Here is an 11,193-nt window from a genome sequence, read left to right on the forward strand (position 1 = left end):
CCGGCGCCGTGTGCGATGGAACTTACGCGGCCGAGACGATCGGCTTGTCGTTCAGACGCAGGCCCGACTCGATGTCGAACGCGTGGACGTGGCCCACGTTCGCTGCGAGGGTGACGGTCTCGCCGGCGTTCGGGTGGCTGCGGCCGTCGACGCGAGCGACCAGGTCGGTGCGCTTGCCGTTGATGTCGGTGTGACCGTAGAGGTAGCCGTCTGCGCCGAGCTCTTCGACGAGGTCGACCGTGACCGAGAGGCCCTTGCCGTCGGCGGGGCCGACGACGATGTCCTCGGGGCGGACGCCGACCGTGACCTGGCTGCCGTTCGCACGGCCGACGGTGTCGCGGTCGAGCGCGACGACCTCGGTGCCGAACCGCACGCCGCCCTCGGCGAGATCCGCCGAGAAGAGGTTCATGGCAGGCGAGCCGATGAATCCGGCGACGAACACGTTCTCCGGCTTCTCGTAGAGGTCGCGCGGCGTGCCGACCTGCTGCAGCAGACCGTCCTTGAGGACGGCGATGCGGTCGCCCATCGTGAGCGCCTCGGTCTGGTCGTGCGTGACGTAGACCGTGGTGACGCCGAGACGACGCTGCAGCGAGGCGATCTGCGTACGCGTCTGCACGCGCAGCTTCGCGTCGAGGTTCGACAGCGGCTCGTCCATGAGGAACACCTGCGGCTGACGGACGATCGCGCGACCCATGGCGACGCGCTGACGCTGACCACCGGAGAGCGCCTTCGGCTTGCGGGTCAGGTACTCCTCGAGGTCGAGGAGCTTGGCGGCCTCGAGCACGCGGGCTGCGCGCTCTTCCTTGTTGACTCCGGCGATCTTCAGGGCGAAGCCCATGTTCTCGGCGACCGTCATGTGCGGGTACAGCGCGTAGTTCTGGAAGACCATGGCGATGTCACGGTCCTTCGGCGGAACGTCGGTGACGTCGCGATCGCCGATGAGGATGCGGCCGTCGTTGACCTCTTCGAGGCCGGCGAGCATGCGCAGGGACGTGGACTTTCCGCAACCGGAAGGGCCGACGAGGACGAGGAATTCGCCGTCTGCGACCTCGAGGTCGAGCTTGTCGACCGCCCGGCGGGTGCCGCCCGGGTAAAGACGCGTGGCCGCGTCGAACGTGACAGATGCCATTGTTTTCTCCTTCACCGGCAGGTACGTGCCGGACGATCCGTTGTGATGGATGCGGCGGGTATGAGCCGCCGTGGCCCACCTTTGGGCCGAGTCAAGTATGGCACGCGGCGGCCGCACCTGGGTATTTCCCAGCCTGACTGGTTAACATCGATTGCGGTCCTGCTCGTGAAGAGGACGCCGGGGAGCCCGTCCCCATCAAGACTTTCAAGAGGAACGATGTCGAGCGACGAAACGCCGAACGTCCCCACCCCTCGCAATTCTCGTGAGGCGGTCCGGGAGAAGGCACAGAAGGTGCACGCCAAGCAGTCGAGGGCGCGCATCATGCGACGGATCATCGTCGGCGCTGTCGCCGTGGTCGCCGTCGGTGCGATCGGCACCGCAGTGACCATGGCCGTGACCTCGTCGGTGTCGAAGCCGGCGCTGAGTCCGACCGGCATGGACGCGGACGGCATCATCGTGAACACGGCTCCGAGCGTGGGCGCCGAGGATGTGCCCGAGACTCCCGCACCGGAGGAGACCGAGGCCGGGGCAGGCGAGACGGCCGAGCCGACGCCAGAGCCGACCGCATCGCAGGCGGCTGTCGACGTGCACATCTACGTCGACTACCTGTCGCCGGGGGCGGGCGAGTTCGAGCGCGCCAACGCACGCCAGCTGGCGGGATGGATCAACGAGGGCGCTGTCACCGTCACGTATCACCCTGTCTCGATGCTCACCGCGAGCTCGAACGGCACGAAGTACTCGCTGCGTTCGGCGGCAGCGGCGGCCTGCGTGGCGACGCACTCGCCGGAGCAGTTCTACCCGTTCAACCACGAGCTCCTCGTCGACCAGCCCGAAATGGACACCGACGGACGTTCGGACGTCGAACTCGCCGACCTCGCGATCGCGGTCGGTGTCGATGACCCGAAGGTGATTCGCAGCTGCATCGAGGAGGGCGACTTCGCCTCTTGGGCCAAGGATGCCACCTCTCGTGCGCTCGAGGGACCGCTCGTGGGCTCCGACGACCTCGTGCTCACCAGCGCTCCGATGATCGTCGTGAACGGGCAGGCGTATGTGGGCTCCCTGAAGGACCCCGCGGAGTTCTCGCAGTTCGTGCTGACGGTGGCCAGCGACACAGAAGGTTCCTCGTCGACGCCTGAGCCGACCCCTGCACCGACAGCATCCGAGACACCGGCCGAGTAGCCGGTTCGGAGACAAGCTTCGGTCTCGCTAAACTGGAGCGGTTCGCCGACTTAGCTCAGCTGGTAGAGCACCTGTCTTGTAAACAGGATGTCACGGGTTCGAATCCCGTAGTCGGCTCCATCCCGCCCGAACGTCGCTCTATCGCGCGCTGTTCGGCCTCCGCCCACGCCGGGGACGATCGTGCCATGCCGCAATCGCCTCCGGGGTGAGATCATCGCGGTCCCAGAGGTACCCGGAGACGTTCCCGATCGGATCGATGAACGCGTCGCTGGCGGAAGACGCATCACCGGAGTCGCGCCGGCGCATCGTCTGGCGAAGCGACACGGGTGTCACGCCGAGCAGTTCGGCGACCTCGTCGATCGTCGCGTAGCGCGCGGCGAAGCGCGGGTCGGCGGTACCGTCGCGCAGCGCGCGAGGGCGCGAGCCGCCTTCCTCAGTTCCCATCGAATCTCCTCCGTCGGTGATGCCTCACGATAGCCGAGACGCGCGGTGGCGTCCCGCGGCACCGCAGATAGCATGACCGAATGGATGAGCCCCTCACCCGCCTCGATCTGGCAGGCACGCACAACTTCCGCGAGGTCGCCCCAGGCGTGCTGAAGCCCGGGGTGCTGTACCGCTCGGACGCGCTGCACCGGCTCACCCGCGAGGGACGCAGGAGGCTGAGGCAGCTCGGCATCCGGCAGGTCATCGACCTCCGATCGGCCATCGACCGACGCATCGGAGGGCGCGACCGGCTTCGAGGCACTGGTGCGACACGACTGTCGGTGCCGATCGACGGTGCACCCCGAACGATCGACCCGCGCACCCTCACTCTGCGACAGGTGTACGAGACGGTGCTGTCGCGTCATCAGGGCGATCTGGGACGGGTGATCCGCACCGTCGCGTCGGCGGATGCTCCCGTGCTCGTGCACTGCACTGCGGGCAAGGATCGCACCGGCCTGGTCGTCGCCCTCATCCTCACAGCGCTCGATGTCGACCGTGACATCATCCTGGCCGACTACTCCGCGACGGCGGCGAACCTTTCGGGGGAGTGGACGGAGCGGATGCTGCGCAGGATGCGCCGATTCCGCGTACCCATCACGGACAACCTGGTTGAGGTGCTCGCGGGGTCGCCGGTAGAGGCGTTGAGCGACGCGTTCGACTGGCTCGACCGTGAGCACGGCGGCGCTCTGCCGTACCTGGAGAGGGCGGGCGTGGACGGCCCCGTACGCGACCAGCTGCGCAGGGCACTGCTTCCACGCAGCAGCTGAGTCGCGGTTGCGTCAGGCCGGCTCCTCGGCCCTTCGCCGCCTGAGGAGCAACGGCGCGGCCAGACCGTGCAGCACGATGCTGCCGACGACCGTCGCGACCATGACGGTCAGCACGATCACGCCCTCGTCCTCAGGGAGTGCGTTGTACGCGAGCAGCCCGAACACGATCGACGCCGTGCCGCGCGGGCCGAGAGCGCCGCCCAGGAGACGGTCGCCTCTGCCGCCGGTGCTGCGCATGAGGGAGAGGTACACCGGGATGATGCGCAGCACGGTCAGCGCGAGCACGGCGAACAGCAGCATCCACCAGTCGATCCCCGACACGACCACCACGAGCATCGCGCCGCCGAGCACGAACCACACGAAGCTCGCCGCCAGGGAGCCCACCTCCTCCACGAGAAGCAGCTCGCTGTGGTCGATCCCTTCGGACAATCGCCCCTTCGTGCGTGTCATCCGGTAGCCGATCCCCGCGACGAAGGCGGCGACGAAGCCGTTCGCGTCGAACGCCGGTATGTTCGCCACGCCGTAGGCGATCAGAGGGAGGATCAGCATGACGTAGCGGGCGCCGAGGGCATCCGCGATCGCCCGCGCCCGCACGATGCGCACGATGTATCCGATTCCGGCACCCAGCACGACGCCGATCACGATGGCGATGACCGTCGACGGCACCGCGTTGATGAAGACGTCGAAGAACCTGATGATCGGTGCCTCGAGCGAATCCTCGGTGATATCGGATTCGGGCGTGTGCGAGAACGTCGACCAGATGACGGCCAACGCGAGCGACATGCCGAACACCGGAGAGATCAACCCGTCGTTGTACCCGCTCTCCACGTTCAGGATCTGACGCAACCGTGCGGGAACGCGCCGATTGCGCAGCAGCGAGGCGGCCGGAGCGAAATCGGTCGGCAGGATCACGCACGCGATAACGAAGAGCACGAGCAGACCGGCGTCGGGTATCAGGAACGCGCCCGCCGTCACGGTCAGTGCGATCGACAACGGCAGCGCGATGAGCACGAGACGCGCGATCACCTTGCCTTCGCGGCCGAAGATGCCGCCCTTGACCTCGGTGGCGTCGACGAACAGCAGGACCGCGAGGATGACCTCGACGATCTTCTCGGAGATCGGCGAGTCGATCGCGCTGCCGAAGGCATCGACGTCCCAGATGACAGTGGCAGCACCGAGCAGCAGGAGTCCCAAGGGTCCTGCGACTCCCCAGCGTTCGAACCGGTGCGAGATCAGCGACCAGAGCAGGATCGCGGCGAGACCGATCAGGACGAGATGCGGCATGCTCGCGCCTATGGCCGGGCCGAGACGGTGATCCGCTCGGCCAGCTCGCCGGACGCGAGGAGTGCTTCGTCGATGAGCGCGCGACTCGGCGGACCGTTCAGCCATTCCTGACTCATGCCAGGGGCGATCAGCACCGGCATCCGATCATGGAACTCCTTGAGGTGCTCCGCGGCCGGTGCCATCACGATGGAATAGCACGTGATCCATTCGCCGTCCGGTGTGCGCCCGCGCTGCGTCACGGCGGCCATGCCGAACAGCGCCTGGTTGTCGAGGGCGAACTCGTGCCATACCCTCGCCGGCTTCTGCATCTCGAACCATCCGGTCGACGGCACGATCGCGCGGGTCTTGAGTCCGTTCGGGCGATCCTGCAGGCGTTCGGACCGCGTGTTGATCGAGGGGAACTTCGCCGGCTCGCCATTGACGAGATAGCCCCACCACGCGGGCTCCACAGCGACCGCGCCGCCATCGGAGACGACCAGCGGATTCAGATTGCGCAGATTCCTGCCGGTCGGTCGCAGGGTCTCGCCATCGTTCTGCTTCGCCCAGGTCCGGAGCCCCTCGATGACCTCGGCGTCCGCCTCGGCAAGCAGCTCGGCGTCGGTGAATCGGGGATCCAGTCCGTAGCTCGCGCACATGCCGCAAGAGTAGCGCCGACCGGCGACTTCGGGCACGTGCAGCCGCTCGGGTAGTGTGCTCAGGTGACCGTGACCCGAAGCCTTCCCGCGCCGTTGGCGCTCGGCGGTGCCGTCGCGATCGGCGCGATGACGGCGATCCAGGCGCGCATCAACGGAGTGCTCGGCGTGCGCATCGACGACGGCATCGTCGCCGGACTCGTCTCGTTCGGCGCGGGGCTCGTCGCCCTCATCGTCGTCACCGTCGCGCTGCCCTCGGCGCGCGCAGGCGCCGGACGCCTCTGGCGAGGTGTCCGCTCCCGCACCATTCCCAACTGGATGCTTCTCGGCGGCGCCTGCGGAGCGCTCACGGTGTCGACGCAGGGCGTGACCGCGGGTGTGCTGGGCGTCTCGCTGTTCACGGTGGGTGTCGTCGCCGGTCAGACCGTGCACGGCCTCGTGCTGGATCGGATCGGATTCGGGCCGGCCGGAGTCGTGGCCGTGACCCCCGGGCGTGTGCTCGGCGGTGTGTTCGCACTCGCGGCGGTGGGCGTGTCGCTCAGCGGAGACGTGATCGCGAGCACGCCGCTGTGGCTGCTGCTGCTCCCGTTCGCCGCCGGTGTCGGCATCGCATGGCAGTCGGCTGCGAACGGGCGCCTCGCCCAGCGTGTGGGCTCTCCCATGACGGCGACACTGATGAGCTTCCTCGCCGGCACCGCTGTGCTCATCGTCGCGGCCGCCGTCAGCGTCGCGGTGCGAGGGATGCCGGACGCGCTGCCGCTCGAGCCGTGGCTGTATCTCGGCGGGCTGCTCGGCTTCGCCTACATCCTGCTCGGAGCGGCGATCGTCGCGCACACCGGGGTGCTGCTGCTCGGGCTCGGCTCGGTGCTCGGCCAGTTGACCGCGTCGGTGATCATCGACGTGCTGTGGCCGCCGGCATCCGGGCCGGCGCACTGGCAGCTCGCGCTGATGATCGCGGTGGCCGTGGCCTCCGTCGTGGTGGCGCTGCCGTGGCGGCGTCGGCGTCGTCGCTGACTACTTCTTCGACTTCTTCGGCTTCTTCTTCGGCATCGCGGTCAGCATCGCTTCGGCATCGACGCTCCTGCGGCGCCCCGGCTTCTTGCCCGCAGGCTTGCCCCCGACGTAGAGCCACCCCAGGAGCTCCTCGTTCTTGCGCAGTCCGTGCGCCTTCGCGACCGCCTTGGATCGGGTGTACTCGCCCGTGCGCCAGAAGACTCCCCAACCGGCCTCGTCGAGCAGCAGACTCAGGGTGTGCGCGACGCCGGAGGCGACGGCCTCCTGCTCCCAGCGCGGCACCTTGCTTCGTGAACGGTAGCTCGCCACGACGGCGATCAGCAGGGGAGCGCGCAGCGGCTTGGAGGAGGGGCTCTTGTCGCCCTCGGCCTTGGCCAGCGCCTTCCCGAGCGTCACCCGGTCGTCGCCGCGCAGCTCGATCAGGCGCCACGGACGCAGCGAGGAATGGTCGGCGACGCGACCGGCGGCCGTGATCAGTGTCAGCAGTTCCTCGCGGGTCGGAGCGGCATCCGTGACCTTGGACCAGGAATGCCGCGCCCTCACGGCATCGAGTGCGCTCACGCGTCGGTGTCGCCGGGGGTGAAGTTCAGCGCGAGGGAGTTCATGCAGTAGCGATCTCCGGTGGGGGTGCCGAACCCGTCAGGGAAGACATGCCCGAGGTGCGAACCGCAGTTCGCGCAGCGCACCTCCGTGCGCTGCATGCCGAGGGTGTTGTCCTCGATGAGCTGCACGGCGTCGGGCCGGATCGACTCGTAGAAGCTCGGCCATCCGCATCCGGAATCGAACTTCGTGCCGCTCTTGAACAGCTCGACGCCGCAGGCGCCGCACGTGTAGAGACCCGCACGCGTCTCGTCGAGCAGCTCACCGGTCCACGCACGCTCGGTGGCGGATTGGCGCAGCACCGCGTACTGCTCGTCGCCGAGCTCCGCGCGCCACTCGTCCTCGGTCTTCTTCACGCTGTAATCCATGGTGCCTCCTGGGTCACTTCCATTCTGCCCCTCCTGCGCACCACCGGCGTCGCATCCGATGGTCGCCGGCGCGAGAATGAGGACATGACGGATGCTGTGCGCGAACGCTACGGGCGCTTCGCCCTTGACGAGGCTCCTGGGCGCTCCGCCCTCTACGAGGAGTGGGCGCGCGGAGTCGAGGGCGACGCCGACGTGCAGGAGGTGCTCGCACGGATCCCGGCGACGCATCGGCAGCCTCCGCTCGTGTTCGCCGTGACGCGGATGCTGGGGGCGCCCCTCGCCGGGTTCGATCAATGGCGCCGTTTCCTCCTCGCCCACGCCGACGAGATCGTCGCCGAGTGCGGGGCCCGCCGGGTGCAGACCAACGAGCCGTTGCGGCTCGCACCGCTGCTGCCCGTGCTCTCGGAGATCGACGGTCCCGTGGCGCTGCTGGAGATCGGGGCATCCGCCGGGCTGTGCCTGTACCCCGATCGCTATTCGTACCGTTTCGTGGATGCGGAGGGAGAACTGCGGGCGACTCTCGATCCGGACGACGGGGCGTCGGAGGTCGTCCTGTCGAGCGAGGTCCGCGGCGAGATGCCGCCGGTGAGGATGCCGCACGTCGTCTGGCGTGCCGGTATCGACCTGGACCCGCTCGACGCGCGAGATCCGCGCGATCGCGCGTGGCTGCAGGGTCTGGTCTGGCCGGGGGAGTCGGGGCGGGAGGAGCGCATCGTCGCCGCCCTCGACGTCGCAGCCGCAGAGCCGCCGATGATCGTGCGAGGTGACGCCGGCGACCGCATCGCGTCGGTCGCCGCATCCGCGCCAGTGGATGCCACGCTCGTGATCACGACGCCGGGAGTGCTCGCCCACATCCCCTGGGCGGCGCGGCAGGCGCTCATCGCACAGGTCCGGGCGCTTCCTGCCCGCTGGATCACGATCGACGCGCCATCGCTGCACGACGTCTGGCAGCCTGCGCTCGACCCCGATACGTGGCCGGGGTTCGTCGTCGCGCTCGACGGCGACGTGCGAGCGGCTGCGGATCCATTGGGGCGATGGTGGGAGTGGCGCGCCGGCGCGGGAGATGTTCGCGCTTAGCCTGGGGGCATGCTCGGAGACCTCACTGATCGCGACCGCGCGATCCTCGCGCTCGAAGCGCGCTGGCCGCGCCACGGCGGGTCCAAGGAGGAGGCGATCCGCAGCACTCTCGGCATGAGCCCTGCCCGCTACTACCAGTTGCTCGGTCGCCTCATCGACACCGAGCAGGCTCTCGAGCACGACCCGCTCCTGGTGAGGCGTCTGCGCCGCCTGCGCGAGAACAGGACCGATCAGCGCGTGGCCAGGATGCGCGGATTCGCCGGCTGACAGGCATCTCCTGTGGGTGGATTCTCGGCGACGGGCAGATAGCATCGTCGGGTGTCCAAATCCGTGAGAGATCGATTCGATGACGTTGCGCCCTCCTCAGGGCGTGTGGGAGCGCATCGCGCCGAAGCCCCGGGGATGAACGGCTGGATCGTGCTGCTGTGGTCGTTCGTCGCCGCGCTCGTCCTCATCGTCATCGGCATCTTCGTCGCCCTCGTGCTGATGGGCCGCATCAACCTCTTCCCCACGGCGGCCCCCACCGCCGTGCCGACCCCTGAGGTCACCGGTGTCGTCGACACGACCTACAGCGTGCTCGTGCTCAACGCCTCGGGTGAGGAGAATCTGGACGTGCAGCTCCAGGAGACGATCGTCAACAGCGGATGGTCTGCGGATTCGGTGAGCTACGGGCCGGCCGGCTCGCAGGACTTCGCCGACACCACGGTCTACTACGTGTCCGAGGCGGATGAACTCGCCGCGATCGGTCTCGCGGATGTCATCGGAGGGGCGGAGGTCGTGCAGGACGATTTCTATGCCGACCCGAACAATCCCGACCAGAAGCAGCTCGTGATCGTCATCGGAACCGATCGTGCGACCGTCGCGCCCGAGTCCGAAGAGCCTCCCGCCGAATAGACGTCGGTCGCGGCTTGCACTCGATGGGGTCGAGTGCCAGAATGGGCGTTAGCACTCGCATACCCTGAGTGCTAATCAGAACGTCTACGTCCAGGAGGGACGACAAAACTCATGGCAAAGATCATCGCTTTCGATGAGGAGGCCCGCCGCGGCCTCGAGCGTGGCTTGAACATCCTCGCCGACGCTGTCAAGGTGACCCTCGGCCCGCGCGGTCGCAACGTCGTGCTCGAGAAGAAGTGGGGCGCCCCCACGATCACGAACGACGGTGTCTCGATCGCCAAGGAGATCGAGCTGGACGACCCGTACGAGAAGATCGGCGCGGAGCTCGTCAAGGAGGTCGCCAAGAAGACCGACGACGTCGCGGGTGACGGAACCACCACCGCGACCGTCCTCGCTCAGGCGCTCGTCCGCGAGGGCCTGCGCAACGTCGCAGCCGGCGCCGATCCGATCTCGCTCAAGCGCGGCATCGAGAAGGCCGTCGCAGCCATCACGGCCGAGCTGCTCGCCAGCGCGAAGGAGATCGACTCCAAGGAGCAGATCGCCGCCACGGCATCCATCTCCGCCGCCGACACCGAGATCGGCGAGCTCATCGCCGAGGCGATCGACAAGGTCGGCAAGGAAGGCGTCGTCACCGTCGAGGAGTCGCAGACCTTCGGCACCGAGCTCGAGCTCACCGAGGGCATGCGCTTCGACAAGGGCTACCTGAACCCGTACTTCGTGACGGACGCAGACCGCCAGGAGGCCGTGTTCGAGGAGCCCTACATCCTCATCGCGAACTCGAAGATCTCGAACATCAAGGATCTTCTCCCCGTCGTCGACAAGGTGATCCAGGACGGCAAGGAACTCGTCATCATCGCCGAGGACGTCGAGGGCGAAGCCCTTGCGACTCTCGTGCTGAACAAGATCCGCGGCATCTTCAAGTCGGCTGCCGTCAAGGCTCCCGGCTTCGGCGACCGCCGCAAGGCTCAGCTGCAGGACATCGCGATCCTCACCGGTGGTCAGGTCATCACCGAAGAGGTCGGTCTCAAGCTCGAGAACACCACGCTCGACCTTCTCGGCCGCGCACGCAAGGTCATCATCACCAAGGACGAGACGACCATCGTCGAGGGTGCTGGCGAGACCGACCAGATCGAGGGTCGCGTGACCCAGATCCGCCGCGAGATCGAGAACACCGACAGCGACTACGACCGTGAGAAGCTCCAGGAGCGTCTCGCCAAGCTCGCCGGCGGCGTCGCCGTCATCAAGGCGGGTGCAGCGACCGAGGTCGAGCTCAAGGAGCGCAAGCACCGCATCGAGGACGCCGTCCGCAACGCGAAGGCAGCCGTCGAAGAGGGCATCGTCCCCGGTGGTGGAGTCGCACTCATCCAGGCCGGCACGAAGGCTCTCGACGCTCTTGAGCTCACGGGTGACGAGGCGACCGGTGCGAACATCGTTCGCGTCGCCATCTCGGCTCCGCTCAAGCAGATCGCGCTCAACGCCGGTCTCGAGCCCGGTGTCGTCGCTCACAAGGTCTCCGAGCTGACCAGCGGTCACGGCCTCAACGCCGCGACCGGTGAGTACGTGGAGATGTTCGCGGCCGGCATCATCGACCCGGCCAAGGTCACGCGCTCGGCTCTGCAGAACGCAGCCTCGATCGCCGGCCTCTTCCTCACCACCGAGGTCGTCGTCGCCGACAAGCCCGAGAAGGCCGCTGCTCCGGCAGGCGACCCGACGGGTGGCATGGACTTCTGATCCAGGCCCCGACATGACAGGAACGCCCCCGCCCC

Annotated in this window: 13 protein-coding genes and 1 tRNA gene; 8 read left to right on the forward strand and 6 right to left on the reverse strand. The window is 67.8% G+C overall.

Going from position 1 to position 11,193, the window contains the following annotated elements:
* Positions 1 to 22: 22 nt before the first annotated feature.
* Positions 23 to 1,129: an ABC transporter ATP-binding protein gene (locus tag ACNPNP_RS18340; RefSeq protein ID WP_448967481.1), complete on the reverse strand. Its 1,107-nt coding sequence runs from the start codon at positions 1,127 to 1,129 to the stop codon at positions 23 to 25.
* A gap of 216 nt (positions 1,130 to 1,345) precedes the next feature.
* Between ACNPNP_RS18340 and ACNPNP_RS18345 the strand changes: the two genes are divergently transcribed.
* The gene (locus ACNPNP_RS18345) at positions 1,346 to 2,308 is read left to right on the forward strand and encodes a DsbA family protein (protein WP_448967482.1); all 963 of its coding nucleotides are present in this window, start codon (positions 1,346 to 1,348) and stop codon (positions 2,306 to 2,308) included.
* 44 nt (positions 2,309 to 2,352) lie between these two features.
* Positions 2,353 to 2,428, forward strand: a tRNA-Thr gene (locus tag ACNPNP_RS18350).
* Positions 2,429 to 2,446: 18 nt separating this feature from the next.
* Here ACNPNP_RS18350 and ACNPNP_RS18355 read toward each other — a convergent pair.
* Positions 2,447 to 2,752: a hypothetical protein gene (locus ACNPNP_RS18355; protein ID WP_448967483.1), complete on the reverse strand. Its 306-nt coding sequence runs from the start codon at positions 2,750 to 2,752 to the stop codon at positions 2,447 to 2,449.
* Positions 2,753 to 2,832: 80 nt separating this feature from the next.
* Between ACNPNP_RS18355 and ACNPNP_RS18360 the strand changes: the two genes are divergently transcribed.
* The gene (locus ACNPNP_RS18360) at positions 2,833 to 3,558 is read left to right on the forward strand and encodes a tyrosine-protein phosphatase (RefSeq protein WP_448967484.1); all 726 of its coding nucleotides are present in this window, start codon (positions 2,833 to 2,835) and stop codon (positions 3,556 to 3,558) included.
* 12 nt (positions 3,559 to 3,570) lie between these two features.
* Here the strand turns inward: ACNPNP_RS18360 and ACNPNP_RS18365 are convergent, their stop codons facing one another.
* Both ACNPNP_RS18365 and ACNPNP_RS18370 read right to left on the reverse strand, forming a co-directional pair.
* Positions 3,571 to 4,842 (reverse strand): cation:proton antiporter domain-containing protein, encoded by a 1,272-nt coding sequence (locus ACNPNP_RS18365; RefSeq protein ID WP_448967485.1) that lies wholly within the window; start codon positions 4,840 to 4,842, stop codon positions 3,571 to 3,573.
* Between the two features lie 8 nt (positions 4,843 to 4,850).
* On the reverse strand, positions 4,851 to 5,477 hold the full coding sequence (locus ACNPNP_RS18370; protein WP_448967486.1) for an SOS response-associated peptidase family protein: 627 nt from the start codon (positions 5,475 to 5,477) through the stop codon (positions 4,851 to 4,853).
* Positions 5,478 to 5,570: 93 nt separating this feature from the next.
* Here ACNPNP_RS18370 and ACNPNP_RS18375 point away from each other — a divergent pair, with 93 nt between their 5' ends.
* A complete protein-coding gene (locus tag ACNPNP_RS18375) occupies positions 5,571 to 6,488 on the forward strand; it encodes a DMT family transporter (RefSeq protein WP_448967793.1) in 918 nt (305 codons plus the stop codon).
* Here the strand turns inward: ACNPNP_RS18375 and ACNPNP_RS18380 are convergent, their stop codons facing one another.
* On the reverse strand, positions 6,489 to 7,049 hold the full coding sequence (locus tag ACNPNP_RS18380; protein ID WP_448967487.1) for a nitroreductase family protein: 561 nt from the start codon (positions 7,047 to 7,049) through the stop codon (positions 6,489 to 6,491). It lies immediately after the preceding gene.
* The gene (gene msrB / locus ACNPNP_RS18385; RefSeq protein ID WP_448967488.1) at positions 7,046 to 7,456 is read right to left on the reverse strand and encodes a peptide-methionine (R)-S-oxide reductase MsrB; all 411 of its coding nucleotides are present in this window, start codon (positions 7,454 to 7,456) and stop codon (positions 7,046 to 7,048) included. The genes ACNPNP_RS18380 and msrB overlap by 4 nt, the downstream gene beginning before the upstream one ends.
* An 84-nt stretch (positions 7,457 to 7,540) precedes the next feature.
* Here msrB and ACNPNP_RS18390 point away from each other — a divergent pair, with 84 nt between their 5' ends.
* From ACNPNP_RS18390 to groL, 4 genes are all read left to right on the forward strand, one after another.
* Positions 7,541 to 8,533, forward strand: a complete 993-nt coding sequence (locus ACNPNP_RS18390) for a DUF2332 domain-containing protein (RefSeq protein WP_448967489.1) — start codon at positions 7,541 to 7,543, stop codon at positions 8,531 to 8,533.
* Between the two features lie 9 nt (positions 8,534 to 8,542).
* Entirely contained in the window at positions 8,543 to 8,800 is a 258-nt protein-coding gene (locus tag ACNPNP_RS18395) for a DUF3263 domain-containing protein (RefSeq protein ID WP_448967490.1), read from the forward strand.
* Positions 8,801 to 8,851: 51 nt separating this feature from the next.
* Positions 8,852 to 9,427, forward strand: coding sequence for a LytR C-terminal domain-containing protein (locus ACNPNP_RS18400; protein ID WP_448967491.1), 576 nt, complete (start codon positions 8,852 to 8,854; stop codon positions 9,425 to 9,427).
* Positions 9,428 to 9,538: 111 nt separating this feature from the next.
* A complete protein-coding gene (groL, locus tag ACNPNP_RS18405) occupies positions 9,539 to 11,158 on the forward strand; it encodes a chaperonin GroEL (RefSeq protein WP_259063833.1) in 1,620 nt (539 codons plus the stop codon).
* The last annotated feature ends 35 nt before the right edge of the window (positions 11,159 to 11,193 follow it).

It is taken from the genome of Microbacterium xerophyticum, from assembly GCF_053543555.1.

Excerpts from the sequence above, each read along its gene's own strand:
- ACNPNP_RS18365 (WP_448967485.1), bottom strand. The coding sequence starts at position 4,842 with ATGCCGCATCTCGTCCTGATCGGTCTCGCCGCGATCCTGCTCTGGTCG.
- ACNPNP_RS18370 (WP_448967486.1), bottom strand. The coding sequence starts at position 5,477 with ATGTGCGCGAGCTACGGACTGGATCCCCGATTCACCGACGCCGAGCTG.
- ACNPNP_RS18360 (WP_448967484.1), top strand. The coding sequence starts at position 2,833 with ATGGATGAGCCCCTCACCCGCCTCGATCTGGCAGGCACGCACAACTTC.
- ACNPNP_RS18355 (WP_448967483.1), bottom strand. The coding sequence starts at position 2,752 with ATGGGAACTGAGGAAGGCGGCTCGCGCCCTCGCGCGCTGCGCGACGGT.
- ACNPNP_RS18345 (WP_448967482.1), top strand. The coding sequence starts at position 1,346 with ATGTCGAGCGACGAAACGCCGAACGTCCCCACCCCTCGCAATTCTCGT.
- groL (WP_259063833.1), top strand. The coding sequence starts at position 9,539 with ATGGCAAAGATCATCGCTTTCGATGAGGAGGCCCGCCGCGGCCTCGAG.
- ACNPNP_RS18395 (WP_448967490.1), top strand. The coding sequence starts at position 8,543 with ATGCTCGGAGACCTCACTGATCGCGACCGCGCGATCCTCGCGCTCGAA.
- ACNPNP_RS18340 (WP_448967481.1), bottom strand. The coding sequence starts at position 1,129 with ATGGCATCTGTCACGTTCGACGCGGCCACGCGTCTTTACCCGGGCGGC.
- ACNPNP_RS18390 (WP_448967489.1), top strand. The coding sequence starts at position 7,541 with ATGACGGATGCTGTGCGCGAACGCTACGGGCGCTTCGCCCTTGACGAG.
- msrB (WP_448967488.1), bottom strand. The coding sequence starts at position 7,456 with ATGGATTACAGCGTGAAGAAGACCGAGGACGAGTGGCGCGCGGAGCTC.